The 16,304-nt window shown below is 59.6% G+C and carries 18 protein-coding genes and 1 pseudogene; 8 read left to right on the top strand and 11 right to left on the bottom strand.

What is annotated here, in order from left to right; all coding sequences use genetic code 11:
- Together phnS and phnR are read right to left on the bottom strand one after the other, a co-directional pair.
- Positions 1-1,014 (bottom strand): 2-aminoethylphosphonate ABC transporter substrate-binding protein, encoded by a 1,014-nt coding sequence (phnS, locus tag GQR96_RS24410; RefSeq protein WP_004202233.1) that lies wholly within the window; start codon positions 1,012-1,014, stop codon positions 1-3.
- 178 nt (positions 1,015-1,192) lie between these two features.
- Positions 1,193-1,912 carry a phosphonate utilization transcriptional regulator PhnR gene (phnR, locus tag GQR96_RS24415; protein WP_004202235.1) on the bottom strand — a complete coding sequence of 240 codons (720 nt, stop codon included), beginning with the start codon at positions 1,910-1,912 and terminating at the stop codon, positions 1,193-1,195.
- Positions 1,913-2,053: 141 nt separating this feature from the next.
- On the opposite strand from phnR, the gene phnW reads away from it, so the two are divergent.
- Both phnW and phnX read left to right on the top strand, forming a co-directional pair.
- On the top strand, positions 2,054-3,157 hold the full coding sequence (phnW, locus tag GQR96_RS24420) for a 2-aminoethylphosphonate--pyruvate transaminase (protein ID WP_065904159.1): 1,104 nt from the start codon (positions 2,054-2,056) through the stop codon (positions 3,155-3,157).
- A gap of 9 nt (positions 3,158-3,166) precedes the next feature.
- Positions 3,167-3,976 (top strand): phosphonoacetaldehyde hydrolase, encoded by an 810-nt coding sequence (gene phnX, locus GQR96_RS24425; RefSeq protein ID WP_069135955.1) that lies wholly within the window; start codon positions 3,167-3,169, stop codon positions 3,974-3,976.
- On the opposite strand, the gene nepI is transcribed toward phnX, so the two are convergent.
- Positions 3,973-5,166: a purine ribonucleoside efflux pump NepI gene (nepI, locus tag GQR96_RS24430; RefSeq protein WP_065904167.1), complete on the bottom strand. Its 1,194-nt coding sequence runs from the start codon at positions 5,164-5,166 to the stop codon at positions 3,973-3,975. The two genes, phnX and nepI, sit on opposite strands and share 4 nt — an antisense overlap.
- Positions 5,167-5,377: 211 nt before the next feature.
- Between nepI and GQR96_RS24435 the strand changes: the two are divergent.
- Together GQR96_RS24435 and GQR96_RS24440 are read left to right on the top strand one after the other, a co-directional pair.
- A pseudogene (locus GQR96_RS24435) lies at positions 5,378-5,737 on the top strand (type II toxin-antitoxin system RelE/ParE family toxin).
- Positions 5,721-6,044 (top strand): helix-turn-helix domain-containing protein, encoded by a 324-nt coding sequence (locus GQR96_RS24440; protein WP_004173862.1) that lies wholly within the window; start codon positions 5,721-5,723, stop codon positions 6,042-6,044. The pseudogene GQR96_RS24435 and the gene GQR96_RS24440 overlap by 17 nt, the downstream one beginning before the upstream one ends.
- Before the next feature lie 128 nt (positions 6,045-6,172).
- Here the strand turns inward: GQR96_RS24440 and GQR96_RS24445 are convergent, their stop codons facing one another.
- The 8 genes from GQR96_RS24445 to ivbL all read right to left on the bottom strand — a co-directional run bounded on the left by GQR96_RS24445 (position 6,173) and on the right by ivbL (position 14,032).
- Complete coding sequence (locus GQR96_RS24445) at positions 6,173-6,625, bottom strand: DUF1198 domain-containing protein (protein WP_004181583.1); 453 nt, start codon at positions 6,623-6,625, stop codon at positions 6,173-6,175.
- A 136-nt stretch (positions 6,626-6,761) separates the two neighbouring features.
- Positions 6,762-8,153, bottom strand: a complete 1,392-nt coding sequence (gene uhpT, locus GQR96_RS24450) for a hexose-6-phosphate:phosphate antiporter (RefSeq protein ID WP_004202242.1) — start codon at positions 8,151-8,153, stop codon at positions 6,762-6,764.
- Positions 8,154-8,298: 145 nt separating this feature from the next.
- Positions 8,299-9,627, bottom strand: coding sequence for an MFS transporter (locus GQR96_RS24455; protein WP_004202243.1), 1,329 nt, complete (start codon positions 9,625-9,627; stop codon positions 8,299-8,301).
- An 11-nt stretch (positions 9,628-9,638) separates the two neighbouring features.
- Positions 9,639-11,120 carry a signal transduction histidine-protein kinase/phosphatase UhpB gene (gene uhpB, locus GQR96_RS24460; RefSeq protein WP_025999189.1) on the bottom strand — a complete coding sequence of 494 codons (1,482 nt, stop codon included), beginning with the start codon at positions 11,118-11,120 and terminating at the stop codon, positions 9,639-9,641.
- A 17-nt stretch (positions 11,121-11,137) separates the two neighbouring features.
- Positions 11,138-11,731, bottom strand: coding sequence for a transcriptional regulator UhpA (uhpA, locus tag GQR96_RS24465; protein WP_023319382.1), 594 nt, complete (start codon positions 11,729-11,731; stop codon positions 11,138-11,140).
- A gap of 121 nt (positions 11,732-11,852) precedes the next feature.
- Positions 11,853-12,140 carry an acetolactate synthase small subunit gene (gene ilvN, locus GQR96_RS24470; protein WP_017899675.1) on the bottom strand — a complete coding sequence of 96 codons (288 nt, stop codon included), beginning with the start codon at positions 12,138-12,140 and terminating at the stop codon, positions 11,853-11,855.
- Positions 12,141-12,143: 3 nt separating this feature from the next.
- Entirely contained in the window at positions 12,144-13,832 is a 1,689-nt protein-coding gene (ilvB, locus tag GQR96_RS24475) for an acetolactate synthase large subunit (protein WP_017899674.1), read from the bottom strand.
- A 104-nt stretch (positions 13,833-13,936) separates the two neighbouring features.
- A complete protein-coding gene (ivbL, locus tag GQR96_RS24480) occupies positions 13,937-14,032 on the bottom strand; it encodes an ilvB operon leader peptide IvbL (protein WP_002923286.1) in 96 nt (31 codons plus the stop codon).
- A gap of 12 nt (positions 14,033-14,044) precedes the next feature.
- Here ivbL and GQR96_RS24485 point away from each other — a divergent pair, with 12 nt between their 5' ends.
- The 4 genes from GQR96_RS24485 to GQR96_RS24500 all read left to right on the top strand — a co-directional run bounded on the left by GQR96_RS24485 (position 14,045) and on the right by GQR96_RS24500 (position 16,220).
- Positions 14,045-14,212, top strand: coding sequence for a hypothetical protein (locus GQR96_RS24485; RefSeq protein WP_072096580.1), 168 nt, complete (start codon positions 14,045-14,047; stop codon positions 14,210-14,212).
- Positions 14,213-14,662: 450 nt separating this feature from the next.
- Positions 14,663-14,782, top strand: coding sequence for a type I toxin-antitoxin system toxin TisB (tisB, locus tag GQR96_RS24490; protein ID WP_004145059.1), 120 nt, complete (start codon positions 14,663-14,665; stop codon positions 14,780-14,782).
- A 90-nt stretch (positions 14,783-14,872) separates the two neighbouring features.
- Positions 14,873-15,319, top strand: coding sequence for a GNAT family N-acetyltransferase (locus tag GQR96_RS24495; protein WP_004202251.1), 447 nt, complete (start codon positions 14,873-14,875; stop codon positions 15,317-15,319).
- 67 nt (positions 15,320-15,386) lie between these two features.
- A complete protein-coding gene (locus GQR96_RS24500) occupies positions 15,387-16,220 on the top strand; it encodes a DMT family transporter (RefSeq protein ID WP_049092136.1) in 834 nt (277 codons plus the stop codon).
- Positions 16,221-16,304 lie beyond the last annotated feature (84 nt).

Here is a 16,304-nt window from a genome sequence, read left to right on the forward strand (position 1 = left end):
TTACTCGCTATCGGTCACTTTATGCCAGCGGGCGATATCCGCCGAGAGAGAAACCGCGACGTCGTCCCAGTTGGGTTCCCAGCGCTTCACGCCGTCGAGCGCCGCCTGCGCTGCCTTAAAGTTAGCGTCATCCGGCGCCACGTCGTTGCGCACCGGTAAGCCCCAGGAGCGCGCGCTGACGCTGGATTGCGCCGGTTTATCCAGCAGGAAATTAATCAGCTTCTTGCCGTTTTCGCTGTTCGGTCCGTTCTGCACCAGCCCGATGGTGTAGGGCAGCGCCAGCGCGCTGCGCTCGCCTTTGTCGTCCGCCGGCCAGAAGATTTTGACGTTCGGGTTACGCGCCATCTGCGACAGGTTCATCTGCAGATCGCCGTTGGCGACGTACAGCTCGCCTTTGTTGACCAGCGCCGTCAGCTTGCCGGTGGAGGCCGATGGGCCGACGTTATTGGCCTGCAGCTTGCCCAGATACTCGAAGCCGGCATCTTTGCCGCCAAGGCTGTGGAAGGCCTGCAGCATCACCGCGGTGCCGTCCCCCGCCTGGCCCGGCGTGGAGTACTGCAGCTTATTCTTAAAGCGGCTATCCAGCAGATCCTGCCAGCTGGCCGGCGCGGTTTTCAGCAACTGGCCGTTATAGATGAAGGTCAGATAGTTGTTCACCAGCGGCGAATAGCGGTCATTGGCGCCGGGGATCTGCGCGCTGCCCTGTGGGGTAAAGGTGGCCAGCAGCTGCTCTTTCGCGGCGCGCTGGATAAACGGCGGCACCGTGACCAGTACATCGGCCTGCGGATTGGTGCGCTCCTTCGCCAGACGCTCGACGATCGCGCCAGAGCCGCCTTCCACATACTGCACTTTGATGCCCGTCGCTTTGGTGAAGGCGTCGAACTGGCTCTGATACCAGCTATTATCGCCGTCATGCAGGCCGTCGGCGGAGTAAACCGTGACGACGCCGTCCGCCCAAACCGGGGAGCTGGTCAGCGCGAACAGGGACAGCAGAGCAAGTCGGGAGAGTTTCATCGTGTTAGCCTCATCGCAGTTAGTTGTTCTGGTGTAGACCAGATTTGCGTTCACGCTACCGAGGGTTTATGACAAAACGATGAAAGAAGTGTGTCGAAAGAGTTAAAGCGAAGGGGATACGTCGCCCCCGGTTAACGCTGACGCCACCGGGGATACGGGAAGGGTTAATACAATAAAATCAATGGGTATCGACTTCGATCCGCAGGCTGTCATGCCGCCAGTATTCGATATCGTAATCAAGAATACGCCCGTGCTGATCGTAATTCAGCCTGCGCAGCAGCAGCGCCGGGCGCCCCTCCATCACCCCCAACGCCTCTGCGGCCTGCGGCGGCATGGAGGTGGGATAAAACGACAGATGCATACTGGTATAGATCAGGTCGTAGTGACTCTGATAAATCTCGGTCAGACTGCCATTGAGATCGTGGCGCAGCAGCTCCGGCACCCGGGCCGGCAGGCAGTGGTTTTCGCAATAGCACACCGGACGCCCGTCGGCATAGCGCAGGCGGGTCAGCAGGTAGACCTGATCGAAGGGCTGCAGCGCCAGCGGCGCCATCACATCCAGCGGCACGGCGGTTAAGCGGCCATCAAGCAGCACCGTTTTCGGCTCACGTCCCTGTTCGAGACACAGCTTGTGGAAGTTGGTGTTCTGCGTCGGATCCAGCCACAGACGCTCCGGCGTCACAAACCAGCCGCGGCGATCGGCGCGGTAGATCACGCCGCTGGCCTCCAGCTGCGCCAGGCTCTCGCGCACGGTGATACGGGTCGTGTTGAACAGCGCGCACAGCTCGCGCTCGGAAGGCAATTTATCGCCGCTTTTGAGGGCGCCGTTTTGAATACGCGCCTGCAGCTGCGCCTTAATCATCAGGTATTGCGGCATCTCGCCAGAGGGTGATTTCATGTTTACTCGCTGCCACGTTTGGTGCGCTCATTATACATAGCCAGATGAATTTTTTGTTGCAGCGCCACATTTCCTTTGACCCTGCCCCGGCTTTGTCTCCATGATAAATATAAATCTGGTATAGACCAAATGGTGAGACAAATGACTTCACGGAACTACCTGCTGCTGACTCCCGGCCCGCTAACCACCTCCCGCACGGTGAAAGAGGCGATGTTGTTCGATAGCTGCACCTGGGATGATGATTACAATCTCGGCGTGGTACAGACCATTCGCCAGCAGCTGGTGCAGCTGGCCACCCCGGCCGACGGTTATACGGCGGTGCTGCTGCAGGGCAGCGGCAGCTACGCGGTCGAAGCGGTGCTCGGCAGCGTCATCGGCGAACAGGGCAAAGTGCTGATCGTCAGCAATGGCGCCTATGGCGCGCGTATGATTGAGATGGCGCAGCTGATGGGCATCGCCTTTCATCCTTACGATTGCGGCGAAGTCGCCCGTCCGGACGCGGCGGCGATCGCGCGGATCCTGCAGGATGACCCGATGATCACCCATATCGCGATGGTGCATAGCGAAACCACCACCGGCATGCTCAACCCGATCGAAGAGGTAGCCGCGCTGGCGAAGGAGTATGGCAAACGCTATATCGTCGATGCGATGAGCAGCTTCGGCGGCATTCCGCTGGATATCGCCGCGCTGAATATTGACTATCTGATAAGCTCCGCCAACAAATGCATTCAGGGCGTGCCGGGCTTCGCTTTCGTCATCGCCCGCGAATCGGAGCTGGTCACCTGCAAAGGCCGCTCGCGCTCGCTGTCGCTGGATCTTTACGCCCAGTGGCGCTGTATGGAGGATAACCACGGCAAGTGGCGCTTCACCTCACCGACCCATACCGTGCTGGCCTTCGCTCAGGCGCTGAAAGAACTGGCCCAGGAGGGCGGCGTCAGCGCCCGCCATCAGCGCTACAGCCACAATCAGCGCCGACTGGTCGCCGGAATGCGCGCGCTCGGCTTCCGGACGCTACTTGATGACAGCCTGCACTCGCCGATCATTACCGCCTTTTATTCGCCGGACGCGCCGCAGTATCGCTTTCACACCTTCTACCAGAAGCTGAAAGATCAGGGCTTCGTTATCTATCCGGGCAAAGTGTCGCAAAGCGATTGCTTCCGCATCGGCAACATCGGCGAAGTCTACGACGCCGACATCACCGCCCTGCTGGCGGCCATCGACAACGCCATGTACTGGAAACAATAAGGAACCGCCATGAACCGTATCACCGCACTCATCCTCGACTGGGCCGGCACCACCGTGGACTTCGGCTCCTTCGCGCCGACGCAAATTTTCGTCGAGGCCTTCCGCCAGGCCTTCGATATTGAGCTCTCCCTTGAAGAGGCCCGCGTGCCGATGGGGCTTGGCAAATGGCAGCACATTGAGGCGCTGGGCAAACTGCCGTCGGTCGATAGCCGCTGGCAGGCGAAATTTGGTCGGCCAATGACGGCTGCTGATATTGATGCGATCTACGCCGCGTTTATGCCGCTGCAAATCGCTAAGGTTGTCGATTTTTCCGCTCCGATCGCCGGCGTGGTCGACACCCTCGCCGCGCTGCGCGCCGACGGACTGAAGATCGGCTCCTGCTCGGGCTATCCGCGTCCGGTGATGGAAAAGCTGGTTCCAGCCGCCGCCGCCCAGGGCTATGCCCCGGACCACTGGGTCGCCACCGATGACCTTGCCGCCGGCGGGCGTCCCGGCCCCTGGATGGCGCTGCAGAACGTGATTACCCTGGGCATAGACGATGTGGCCCACTGCGTGAAGGTCGACGACGCCGCACCGGGTATCAGCGAAGGGTTACATGCCGGGATGTGGAGCGTCGGCCTGGCGGTGTCCGGTAACGAATTCGGCGCTACCTGGGAGGCGTACCAGGCGATGTCGAAAGAGGAAATCGCCACCCGTCGCGAGCGGGCGGCAGGCAAGCTGTATGCCGCCGGGGCGCATTATGTGGTTGATACCCTGGCGGACCTGCCGGAAGTGATCGCCGACATCAACGCCCGGCTGGCAAAAGGCGAACGGCCTTAAGCGGGTGAATTCACCTTCACTTTGGCCGCCACCAACAGGCCGGTAAACAGCATTAATACCCCTGACAACACCAGCGGCGACAGCAGCCCTAAGTGGTCAAGCGCAATGCCGCCGACCGCGGCGCCGCAGGTGTTGGCCAGCTGGATCACCGCCACCTGAATCGACCCGGCTTTTTCCGCCTGATCGGAGAGTGAACGGGTGATCCACGTTGACCACCCCACCGGGATCAAGGCGAACGCGAAGCCCCAGATAATTGCCACCGTCGAGGCGACGATTTTGCTTTCTCCCCACAGCACCAGCGCCGCCGCGCAGGCGGTCAACACCAGCGGCGCAATCGCCAGCGCCGCTTTCACCGAGCGTTTGAGCAGCACCGAGGAGAGCGACGTGCCGATGAAGCTGGCGATACCAAAGCTCAGCAGCACCAGCGTCAGGCCATCGACATCAAACCCGGCGAGGGTCATGTAGAGCGGGCGAATATAGGTAAAAAAGGCGAACTGTCCGGCAAAGGCCATGAAAATGGCGCACATGCCGGCCATCACCCCCGGCCGCTTCAGCAGGCCAAACATATTTTGCTGCTGAGCCGCCGATTCACCAGGCAGCGACGGCAGCGCTTTCAGCACCCAGAGCGTACACAGTACACCCATCACCGCCGCGCCGTTAAACACGTTGCGCCAGCCGATAAGCCCGCCAAGGAAACTGCCCAACGGGGCGGCGATCACCAGCGCGATGGATACCGCGCCGAAGATAATCGACAACGCTTTCGGCACCACGCGCATCGGCACCAGCCGCATGGTCAGCGAGGCTGACATCGCCCAGAAACCGCCGAGCGCCAGCCCCAGACAGGCGCGTCCCAGCAGCAGCAGGGTGAAGCTATCGGCAAAGGACACCAACAGGCAGGAAAGGGTCAGCAGCAGCGAAAAGAGGATCACCACGTAGCGGCGATCGGTTTTGCCAATGACGGAAGTGATAAACAGGCTGGAAAACATCGCGACGAATGCCGTCGTCGTCACCGACTGCCCGGCCATCCCTTCGGAGATACCTAAATCCAGCGCCATCGGCGTCAGCAGGCTGACCGGTAGAAATTCGACGGTAATCAGGCAGGCGACGCAGAAAGCAACCGCGAAGACCGCCGACCAGTTTGGTCGCGCGAGTTCGCGTGCATAGGGTTTGGCTTCATTTGAATAACTCATGAGTGACCTGCGAAGAAAGTGGCGGAAAGCTGCGCAGTGTAACATTTTGTTTGTGACGCATTTAACGTTTTCGCAACTCTTCTCGCTTTTCATAAGAGGATGCGTAGCTTCTCGCATGTTTAAAAAAACGATGCTTGCTATCGCTTTAACAAATCTCAGGAGAATTTAATATAGCACTATGTGCTATACTTTTAACGACAGGATGTCAGCAATGCGTATCTTCAAAACCAAATGGTTCGCCAGAGAGGCTAGCTCTCATGGCATTTCCGACGACGAGCTCTATCAGGCAATTCAATCTGCGCTTCAGGGCAAGGTGGTTGATTTAGGAGGAGGGGTTTATAAAAAGCGACTCAACAAGAATCGCGATCGCGCAATCATCCTTACCAAAAGCGCAGGGTATTGGTTTTATACCTTTCTATATGCCAAACAGGATATGGCCAATATCAACCATCGCGAGTTAATGGGTTTTCGTGAGTTAGCAAAACACTATGCCAATCTCTCTTAAGAGAAAACGACGGTCTTAGTTAAAAGTAAAGAACTGGTGGAGATTTGCGATGACAGCAAAAAATAAATACAAAAGCCCGGCTTTCGAAGCGATCCATAGCGCTGCGTCGGGGCTATTCAGCGTTGGCGCAATCCCACAGGAAACAATGCGCCATTTTGATGAATCATGTCTCGGTAGCGTAGCCGCACTTCAACCCATTGAAATTAAAGCGCTACGTGAACAACTCAATGTTAGCCAACCCGTGTTCGCTCGTTATCTGAATACCAGCGTGTCTACCGTGCAAAAATGGGAGACTGGCGCTAAGCGACCAAGCGGAATGTCATTAAAATTGCTTAGCGTCGTACAAAAACACGGCCTGAAAATCCTACTGTAGTTATCCTGCCGGATGGCGCTTACGCTTATCCGGCCTACAAGTGACGAGTGCGGAAACCGTAGGCCGGATAAGGCGCAGCCGCCATCCGGCACAAAAAGCGATGAACCCCAGGCCGAATAACTATGAGATCAGTGCAGCCAGTGCACGCCGTCTTCCGGGAGAAACAGGTCGTTATAGCGCTGCTGAAGGTTATGCAAATCGCTCATATCCGGATCCAGCTCGCGCAGAAACCCTTGCGCCAGGCGGATCTGCGCCTCGGTGATCGGCGCCGCTAAACGCGCTTTTTGCATCAGGCGATACCAGTAATGCAGGTTTTTTTCGCTGGCGTCGACAATTGCAACCTGCCAGATCAGCAGCACCTGGGCGGCGTTCTGCAGATGCGCTTCATTCGGCCGTTCAAGGTAACGCAAATACTCATTGCCGGCGGTTTTACCAAGCTGATCGATCATCGATTCCAGCGGGACGGGCGTGATGCCCAGGCGTTCGCTCAGGCGGCGGATCGCGCGGCGTGAATCAGAGGTAAGCACCCGAAATCCCACAACAAATACCACTACCAGGGTGGCCAGTCCTATCCAGATCATGCATCCTCTCATCCAATCGCAGCCTGACTATCATAATGGGAATTTGCCCGCTGTCGACTGTCGGACCTGGCATATTACGTAAGAAATAAAAAAGCCCGGCACAATGGCCGGGCAAGGTTACCAAATACCTGGTGAATCAGGCAGTCTGCAAAATACGGTTCTTTTTCTCGCGGCGAATTTTACGCTCTTCGAAGATAGCCACGATGGCCATCAGGCAGATACAGCCGATGGCGGCGGCGTCCAGCGCCGCAAAGGTGCCGGCCCAGCCGGTGAGGCCAAAGACCGGGGTGCCGTCGGCGATCATCCCGAGGCCCAGCTTGGCGAAGCTATCGCCGATAAGATAGGCGAAAGTGCCCTTGATCCCATCGGCGGCGCCGATCGCTTTTTTCGGTACGAAGCCAACGGCGGCAACGCCAATCAGCAGCTGCGGGCCAAACACCAGGAAGCCCAGCGCAAACAGCGAAGCCAGATAGACGTACTGATTGCTGGCATGTTGATAAACACCGAGAGTGGCGATAATCAGCGCCAGCGCGATGCAGGCCACCAGCGCGCGGCGGCCGTTGGCCAGGTCCGACAGCCAGCCCCACAGCAGCGTGCCAACCAGGGCGCCGACCTCAAACAGGGTAAACCCCTGAATCGCCACCTCTTTCGACAGCTTCAGCTCCTGGAAGGCATACACGGTGGACCATTGATCGATACCGATACGCACCACGTAGAGGAAGATGTTGGAGAAGCACAGCAGCCAGATCACTTTGTTTTTCAGCACGTACTCAACAAAGATCTGCCACTTGGTCATCGCGTTTTCTTCGGTCTCTTTATCCTCTTCGCTGATCGCTTCGCCAAACAGCTCCTCCGCCGTGCCGAGGCCGTAGGATTCCGGCGAGTCGCTACCGTAGCGCAGGCCAATAAAGCCGACGATCAGCGCAATAATCGACGGGAAGATAAACATGCCGATCACGTGGCCGTCGAACAGATAGTTGGCGCCAAACAGCGCCACGCCCGCCGCGCCGGCGCCGCCGAGGTTGTGAGAGATATTCCAGAAGCCGAGGAAGGTGCCGCGTTTGCGTCGTGGCGTCCATTTGGTGATGGTGGAATAGCTGCACGAGCCGCCGGTGCTCTGGAAGAAGCCGCTTAGCGCATAGAAGGCGATCATCAGGAACAGGCTGGTGGAACCCGCACCCATACTGGCGCTAAAGCCCAGCATGCAGATGGCGGAGAGGATCAGCATAAACGGCAGGAACTGCTTGGTGTTTTTGCCATCGGCATAGTAGGAAACCAGGGTTTTCCCTACGCCGTAGGTAATGGAGAAGCCCAGGCCAATCATCCCCAGCTGGGTCATGCTCAACCCGTAGGTGGAAATCATGTCGTTCTGCGCAATATTGAAGTTCTTGCGGATCAGGTACATGGTCAGGTAGCCAATGAAGACCACCAGATAGGACTGCATGAAAGGTTTGAACCACATTTTGCGCCGCACGTCGAGCGGCAGATCCAGGGTCGGCTTACGAACCTGATTCAGAAAGGCCAGCATGGGTATCTCCTGAGCTGATTTTTTATGCCTGCGTCATAGCCAGGCATTGTAAAAATCAGCGCGCCGTCTGGCCTGAGACGGCGTCCAGGTGAAACCGGGAAAATTTCTTAGTTTTGCCCCATTCGCGGCGAAAGAGTGAGATGCATCACGCTTCACTGGCGGCGCGCGGCGCCTGCGCGTTTAAGAACGGCAGCAGCAGCAGCGCGGAAATGCCGGCGGCAATCGCGATCGCCACGAAGAATCCGGTCCAGTGCCAGATATCCATTACCTGCGCCAGCGGCCAGCCGGAAAGCGACGCGCCAAGATATGCGAACAGGCCGACAAACCCGGTAGCCGCCCCGGCGGCCTCTTTATGCGAACACTCCGCCGCCGCCATGCCGATCAGCATCTGCGGGCCGAAGACAAAGAAACCGGTGGTGAAGAAGCAGGCCGCCTGCATCACGTAGCTGGCGAACGGCATCAGCCACAGGCCGCCAACCGACAGCAAAATGCCGGCGGCGAAGATCAGGTTCATCGGTCCGCGATTGCCGTTAAACAGCTTATCCGAGCCCCACCCCGCCACCAGCGCGCCGATAAATCCGCCCAGCTCGAACATGGTCACCGCCGAGTTAGCGGTCACCAGATCGACGCCAAGCGTCTCCGACATATACAGATTGCCCCAGTCGTTAATCGCCGCCCGCACCACGTACACCAGCACATAGCACAGCGACAGCAGCCAGATATAGGGGTTTGCCAGCACGTATCGGGTGAGGATCTCTTTGCGCGTCAGCCCGGCGCCCTCCTGCTGCTGGGCAATCTCCAGCGCATCGTGACGCCAGTCGCCCACGGCGGGTAGCCCCACCGCCTGCGGACGATCGCGCAGCCGCCAGCACAGATATAATCCGGCGAGGATCGCCAGGCCGCCGGCGATGGTCATCCCCGTGCGCCAGCCGTAATGTAGCGCCGCCGCTCCCACCACCATCGGGATCAGCGCGCCGCCCACGTTATGCGCCGTATTCCACAGCGCCCACCAGCCGCCGCGTTCGGTGCGTGAATACCAGGCCGTCAGCAGCCGGGCGCAGACCGGCGAGCCCCAACCCTGAAAGAAGGCGTTCAGTGCCCACAGCAGGGCGAAGGCCCACAGTGAGGAAGAAAAACCGAACAGAATATTCACCACCCCGGTGGCGATAAGCCCCAACCCCATAAAATAACGGGCATCGGAGCGGTCGCTGACGATACCGGAGAAAAATTTCGACAGTCCGTAGGTGATGTAAAACAGCGTGGCCAGCAGACCGATATCGCTGCGGGTCAGCACGTTGCTGGCGAGAATGTCAGGCACCGCGGCGTTAAAGCTTTTGCGGGTGAAATAGAACAGCGCGTAGCCCAGCCAGATGGTCAACAGGATATGGCGGCGCCAGTAGCGATAACGCGCATCAAGCTCGCGTTTATCGCTAATCGGCGCAGCGTCAGGCGGGGCTTTTAAAAAGGCGAACATCAGCGATCCTCTCAGGCGTAACGCAGCGGTAGATTGACGCACACCCGGGTACCGTGGGTGCAGGAGATCGTCAGCGTGCCCCCCAGGGCGGTCACGCGCTCGCGCATGCCGGTCAGACCGAATCCCTGCGCGCTGGAGCCCGGCGGCAGGCCGCAGCCGTCATCCTCCAGCACCAGCATCAGTCGCTCCTCCTGCTGCCAGCCCTGCAGGGTCACGGCGCTGGCGCTGGCGTGCTTGACGATATTGTTCAGTCCCTCCTGGCAGACGCGGAACAGGGTCACGCGCTGGTTTTCGCTCAGTCCCGCCTCGTTAATCCGCCAGTCGAGATGGCTGACAATGCCGCGGTCCTCCAGCTCCATCTCGCGCATCAGAGAACGTACCGCCTGCTCCAGCGGCAGGTCGTCAAGCTGGCGCGGACGCAGGCGGCCCAGCAGGCGACGCACCGAGTCGTAAACCCCCAGCGAGAGGTGTTCAATCAGCTGGCCGCTCTGGCGAACGCTGGCGTTGTCCGGCGCCAGCCGCTGGACGATCCCCGCCTGGGTGCGTATTGCGGTGATGGTCTGGCCGATATCATCATGGAGCTCGCGCGCGACGTCGCGGCGCACGCTCTCTTCGGTCTCCAGCAGGCGATCCGCCAGACGACGATTACGCGCCAGCTCGTTCTGTAGCGACTGGTTAAGCTCGCGCAATCGCTGGATCCCCGCCCCCAGCAGCAGTCCGGTGAGGCTCTGCGCCAGCAGCGAAAGCAGGAGATCGACGGGGTGATCGTGCCAGGTCTGGCTGGCAATCAGGGCGATAGCGTTCATCAATGTGGCGATCAGCGCGCCCTGCCAGCCGTAGTGCCAGGCGAGGGCGATAATCGGCAGCGCAAGGCAAAACGGGGTAAAGCGGGAGAGCTCAGCGGGCAGCCCAAGCTGCAGCCACAGGCTAATGGTGAATAACAACAGATACCAGATCAGATGCCGCCCGCGCCAGTTTACCGGCTGCGCCACCAGCGACGGCCCCAGGGGCCGCCAGACGGTGCTGGTGAGGTAGTGCCAGAACACCAGACAGGTCGGCGCCAGAGTCAGGCCGCCGGTGAGCGTCAACAGCAGGGCGTTAAGACCCTCGTCCCCCTCCGCCAGCCAGGGCAGCGATTGCAGCAGCGCGGCGGCCATTAACGCCCCGCCCTGACGCAGAAGCGTCAGCCAGTCGCGCTGCTGGCGATATCGCGAGATCAGCGCCACCGGCAGGAGGGTCAGCAGGCTTCCGGTCATCAATATTATCGGGTGCGCCAGCGCCACTTCCTGCGCCAGCCAGAAGATCAGCAGCCACTCGGTTCCCAGCAGCACCGGCCAGTAGCCGCGCGGGCACTGCAGCATCAGCCCCAAACGCAGGCCGAAGGGGAACAGCAGCACCGCCAGATCGGCGCGCTCCACCAGATGCAGGCTGATGCTCCACAGACAAAACCAGGCGGCGGCGAAGATAAAGGCGCAGCCGATCACCGACAGCAGGCGCGGGAGTATGGTCTTCATTGCCAGCTGTCAAACATACGGCGCGCCAGCTCGACGTCATTGTTGACGCCCAGCTTTTCCAGCAGGTTAGCGCGGTGAACGTGGACGGTTTTCGGCGACAGTCCGAGCTCAGCGGCGATCTCTTTCACCGCCATGCCCTGCGCCAGCTTTTCCGCCACCTGGCGTTCGCGTTTGGTGAGCGGATCCTGGCGCCCGGCGGCCAGCTTCATGGCGATATCCGGTGTGAGATAGCAGCCGCCCGCCGCCACCGTGCGCACCGCGGCGATAAGTTCGTCCGGGCTGCAGCGTTTCGACAGAAAGCCCCGCGCGCCGGCGTTAAGCGCCTGCTCGACCAGCGCCGGGCTGTCGTGCACCGACAGCATGATGGTCGCCATCCCCTTCGGCAGCTGGCTGAGCAGCGCCAGCCCGGAAATATCCGGCATTGAGATATCGCAGATACAGACCTGAACGCCGCGCCCCGGCAACCCCGCCAGCGCCTCGCGGCCGCTGCCAAATTCGGCGACAACCTGAAAATCAGTTTCCAGCCCCAGCAGCTGAGCAAAGCCGGAGCGGACAATCAAATGATCGTCAATAAGGGCGATGGTGGTCATGATAGGGTCCTGGTGCCTGAGGCGACAAAGCGCTGTGTCCGTAGGCCGGATAAGCGCAGCGCCATCCGGCAAAGGCGCTTACCTTAACCATAAGCACCTTACCGTTCAAGCCTTGCGCGATTTACTCGAAGAACACCGCAATTTTGTTAAACATGGTGGGATCGGACTGGTTACGCGCCACTTTGGTGACATCTTCCAGCTTTTCAATCTGGCTAATCATCTGCCCGAGACGCTGATCGTCGTTCACCAGCAGCCAGATGCGGCTGTGTTCGCTGCCCTGAATCGGTAGACAAAGAATCCCTTCGACGTTAAAGGCGCGGCGGGCAAAAAGCCCGCAGACGTGGGTCATGACGCCGGGGTGGTTGCGGACGGTGAGTTCCAGAATGACGTTATCACAGTGTTTTTGCATGGCTTATTCCCCCACCATTTCAGTATTGGCCGCACCCGGCGGTACCATCGGATACACTTTCTGCTGCGCGTCGATGCGCACGTGAATCAGCGCCGGGCCCGGACGAGCGATGATCGCCTGCAGCGCCGCCTGCGGATCGGCTTCGTTATTTAAATCACAGGTTTGCAGGCCAAAACCGGCGGCAATCTGCATAAAGTTAATCATCCCTGGATAAGTGGCGGCAAAAACGCCCTGCTGATAAAACAGGCTCTGCTGCTGATGTACCAGCCCCAGCGCTTCGTTGTTCAGCAGAATAATTTTTACATCCAGCTGATTTTCAGCGGCGGTAGCCATCTCCTGAATATTCATCATCAGGCTGCCGTCGCCGGAGAAGCAGATAACCTTGCGCTGCGGATTCGCCAGCGCCGCGCCAATCGCCGCCGGCAGGCCGAAGCCCATGGTGCCGAGGCCGCCGGAGGTCAGCCACTGGCGCGGACGGTTGAGCGGGTAGGCCTGCGCCGTCCACATCTGGTGCTGGCCAACGTCGGTAGTGATGATCGCTTCATCATCCACGCAGGCGGCCACGGCGTTAATCAGGCCGTAATGGGAAAGCGGGTCGCTTTCCTGCGGGATGGCGCAAGGGAATTCGCGCTGCAAGTCGGCCACCAGCTGGCGCCATTCCTCGCGCGGCTGCGCCTCAATCTGCGGGTTCAGTTGGGCTAAGACTTCCGCCACATCGCCCTGAATCGCCACGTGCGGTTGCTTGATTTTGCCCAGCTCGGCGCGGTCGATATCGACGTGGATAATCTTCGCGTTCGGGCAGAACTGCTCGGTCTTGCCAATCGCCCGGTCATCAAAACGCGCGCCTAAAACAATCAGTAAATCCGCTTCCTGCAGAATGAAGTTGGTGCTGCGCGCGCCGTGCATCCCCAGCATCCCCAGCGACAGCGGGTGCGCCTTCGGCAGCATGCCCAGCGCCATCAGGGTCATGGTGGTCGGCAGATTGGCTTTTTCCGCCAGCTCACGGATCTCCTGCGGCGCGTTAATCACCCCGCCGCCCAGATAGAGCACCGGACGCTTCGCCGCATTGATCATCGCCGCCGCTTCGCGCACGCTTTCGGGGGCGAATGCCGGCGGAGCGGCGCGCTCGCCCGGTTCCGGCAACGTTTCCAGCTCAATGGTCGCCGACTGTACGTCCTTAGGAATGTCTATCCACACCGGCCCGGGACGCCCGGACTGAGCAATACGGAAGGCGTCGCTGATCACCTGCGGCAGCTCAGCGATGTCGCGCACCAGATAGTTATGTTTGGTGATGGGGATAGAGATGCCGTAGGTGTCCACTTCCTGGAAGGCGTCGGTGCCAATCATCGATGCCGGCACCTGGCCGGTGATGCAGACCAATGGAATCGAATCCAGGCGGGCATCGGCGATCGCCGTCACCAGGTTCGTCGCCCCCGGGCCGCTGCAGGCCATACAGACCGCTGGTTTGCCTTCGGTACGCGCCATCCCCTGGGCGATAAAGCCCGCGCCCTGCTCGTGGCGCGCCAGGATGTGGCGGATCTGCGTGCTCTGGCTTAAGGCATCGTAAATAGGCAGGATGGAGCCGCCCGGAATGCCGCTAACCATAGTGATACCCTGGCGTTCCAGTAAATGAACAACCAGCTGCGCGCCGGTAAAGCGCATTGTGTTTGATGTGGTGCCCGAACTTGCCATGCTCCAGTCCTTTTCTTCTGGGCCGACTTTACCGGGGGGCTCGCCAACAAAAAACCCCGCTCGGTTTGCGCCGGCGGGGTTTGGAATTCGTGTTGTTCCGGACCCTACGGCGCATTGCCGACGACGACCACCACAGACACGACGACCACCGCGGCTGGCGCGGTTTTTAGTAGGGTCGAAGCGATCAGGGTTGCGTTCATTAGGGACCTGTTGTGTCGAAAAATAAGCTGAATTTATACAAACACAGGTTTTACGTTTTCACAATGGATTTATTTTCATCCACGAAAATTTGCGCGAAAGATCACAGTTCGGCGCAAAAGGGCAGAAAACAAAAAACCCCGCCGGAGCGAGGTTTTTATCAGTATGGTTACAGGTGGTAGCCGCAAGCACACTGTATTACGTCAACGCCAAAAGTATACGCGATCGCTGCAGTTCGCGCAATTTAAGGTCGCTTTTTCTCTGTCATAGAGTATGGGCGAGAGCGGCGGATTTGTCCAAAAAATACTGTTCATCCATACAGTATTTATCTATACTGGGTGTGTTCATGGTGTGCCATTCGGGGGCCGCAAGTTTGACCGGCGCAACGAAGTCCTGGCTGAAACGGGTGGTGCCGTCAGTGCCTTAACCCCGAGAGAGCACACTGTGTTACGTCAACAACGTGCAGTCACTGGTCCGCGCGGCAACGCGTGGTTCAGCGCTGCGCACCCCTGTCGTTGCTGGCGGCGGGCCGGGAAGCCGTCCACGGAAGGAGCAATCATTGGCCAGGGCGACGCCGCCGGCGACAGGCAGGGATAAGCTGGCAACAGGCAGCGGAAAGGTACGTCAGCTTATTGTGCTCCTTAACCACAGGAGACGCGCGTATGGGCGGAATGGATATTATTATTTTAATCCTGAAACTCATGGTTGCTGTGTTGCAACTACTTGATGCAGTCCTGAAACAGTTCCGCTGATTCAGGTTCAAGTCGCACCTGAGGGGGGCGGGAAACCGCCCCCCTGCAGGCGCCCGCCGGGCGTCCCGGGATGACTTGATGGAGGAAGCTATGCCACCCCTGTTAATTGCCGCCACGACGCCGGATGCCCCGGGGTTCGCGGCGCTGCGCACCGAAAGCCTTGAACAGCATTTCAATATGCTGCGCCGCCTGGCGGAAAACTGGCAGAGCGGCAAAAACCGCTTTACCGCGCCGGGCGAAACGCTGCTGGGCGCCTTTGTGAACCACCAGCTGGTTGGGGTATGCGGCATCAATAGCGATCCCTTCAGCCCGCAGCCGCGGGCCGGGCGTATTCGCCATCTCTACATCAGCGAGCGCTACCGCCGCCGGGGGATCGGCCAGCAGCTGCTGGTCTCGGTTATCACCCACTCCAGCGCCTGGTTTGATTTTCTGAACACCCACGCCCCGGCGCAGGCCTGGCCCTTTTATGAAAGACTTGGCTTTCGCCCGGTGTACGATGAACCGCGGGTGACGCATCGCCTGTTTTGTTCGCTGTAGCCCCCGCTGGCTGGCAGCGCGTGCGCGTGTTACAGTCCGGTGACCTTCACTGTTGAACCTGTCTGCGATGACCATCACCGTATTCTGCATTTTGCTGTTCGCCGCCCTGCTGCACGCCAGCTGGAACGCTATTGTCAAAGCCAGCGGCGATAAAATGTACGCGGCGATCGGCGTCAGCGGCTCGGCCGCGCTGATCGCGTTGGTGATGCTGCCCTTTTCCCCGCAGCCCTCGCTGGCCAGCGCCCCCTATCTGCTGGCGTCGTGCGCGTTACAGGTGGTGTATACGGTGCTGGTGGCGAAGACCTATCAGGTGTCGGATATGAGCCAGACCTATCCGCTGATGCGGGGAACTGCCCCATTGCTGGTGGCGGCGATAAGTGTGCTGTTTCTCGGCGATCGTTTGTCGCCGCTGGCCTGGCTGGGCATCGGCGTCATCTGCCTGGCTATTCTGGCGATGGCCTTTAACGGCCGCGCCAGCTCGCGCAAAGGCATCGTGCTGGCGCTGATCAACGCCTGCTTCATCGCCGGCTATACGCTGGTGGACGGCACCGGCGTCCGGCTGGCGGGCTCGGCGCTGGGCTACACCCTGTGGACCTTTTTTATGAACGGCTTCTGCCTGCTAAGCTGGGCAATGATGACCCGCCGCGCTGAAGCCAGCCGCTATCTGCGCCTGCACTGGCGAAAAGGTATCCTCGGCGGTATCGGCACCATGGGCTCCTACGGCCTGGCGCTGTGGGCGATGACCCAGGCGCCGCTGGCGGTGGTCGCCGCGCTGCGTGAAACCTCCATTTTGTTCGGCGCGCTGATCGCTTTTATCGTCCTGAAAGAGCAACTGATGCCGCTGCGCATCTTCGCCGCCTGCGGGATTGCCGCCGGGGCGATCCTCCTGCGCCTTGCGTAGCCTGCAATGGCAACATTAGTTGCCGTTCCTGTTTACATAATCTGCCTGGAATTCCCTCAACAATCGGCACTTTGCAGTTGTTCT

Origin of the sequence: Klebsiella sp. PCX (assembly GCF_021869705.1) — a bacterium.
Classification (GTDB): domain Bacteria; phylum Pseudomonadota; class Gammaproteobacteria; order Enterobacterales; family Enterobacteriaceae; genus Klebsiella; species Klebsiella quasipneumoniae.

Coding starts and splice junctions, on each gene's coding strand:
- phnS (WP_004202233.1), bottom strand. CDS start 1,014: ATGAAACTCTCCCGACTTGCTCTGCTGTCCCTGTTCGCGCTGACCAGC.
- phnR (WP_004202235.1), bottom strand. CDS start 1,912: ATGAAATCACCCTCTGGCGAGATGCCGCAATACCTGATGATTAAGGCG.
- phnW (WP_065904159.1), top strand. CDS start 2,054: ATGACTTCACGGAACTACCTGCTGCTGACTCCCGGCCCGCTAACCACC.
- phnX (WP_069135955.1), top strand. CDS start 3,167: ATGAACCGTATCACCGCACTCATCCTCGACTGGGCCGGCACCACCGTG.
- nepI (WP_065904167.1), bottom strand. CDS start 5,166: ATGAGTTATTCAAATGAAGCCAAACCCTATGCACGCGAACTCGCGCGA.
- GQR96_RS24440 (WP_004173862.1), top strand. CDS start 5,721: ATGACAGCAAAAAATAAATACAAAAGCCCGGCTTTCGAAGCGATCCAT.
- GQR96_RS24445 (WP_004181583.1), bottom strand. CDS start 6,625: ATGATCTGGATAGGACTGGCCACCCTGGTAGTGGTATTTGTTGTGGGA.
- uhpT (WP_004202242.1), bottom strand. CDS start 8,153: ATGCTGGCCTTTCTGAATCAGGTTCGTAAGCCGACCCTGGATCTGCCG.
- GQR96_RS24455 (WP_004202243.1), bottom strand. CDS start 9,627: ATGTTCGCCTTTTTAAAAGCCCCGCCTGACGCTGCGCCGATTAGCGAT.
- uhpA (WP_023319382.1), bottom strand. CDS start 11,731: ATGACCACCATCGCCCTTATTGACGATCATTTGATTGTCCGCTCCGGC.
- ilvN (WP_017899675.1), bottom strand. CDS start 12,140: ATGCAAAAACACTGTGATAACGTCATTCTGGAACTCACCGTCCGCAAC.
- ilvB (WP_017899674.1), bottom strand. CDS start 13,832: ATGGCAAGTTCGGGCACCACATCAAACACAATGCGCTTTACCGGCGCG.
- ivbL (WP_002923286.1), bottom strand. CDS start 14,032: ATGAACGCAACCCTGATCGCTTCGACCCTACTAAAAACCGCGCCAGCC.
- GQR96_RS24495 (WP_004202251.1), top strand. CDS start 14,873: ATGCCACCCCTGTTAATTGCCGCCACGACGCCGGATGCCCCGGGGTTC.
- GQR96_RS24500 (WP_049092136.1), top strand. CDS start 15,387: ATGACCATCACCGTATTCTGCATTTTGCTGTTCGCCGCCCTGCTGCAC.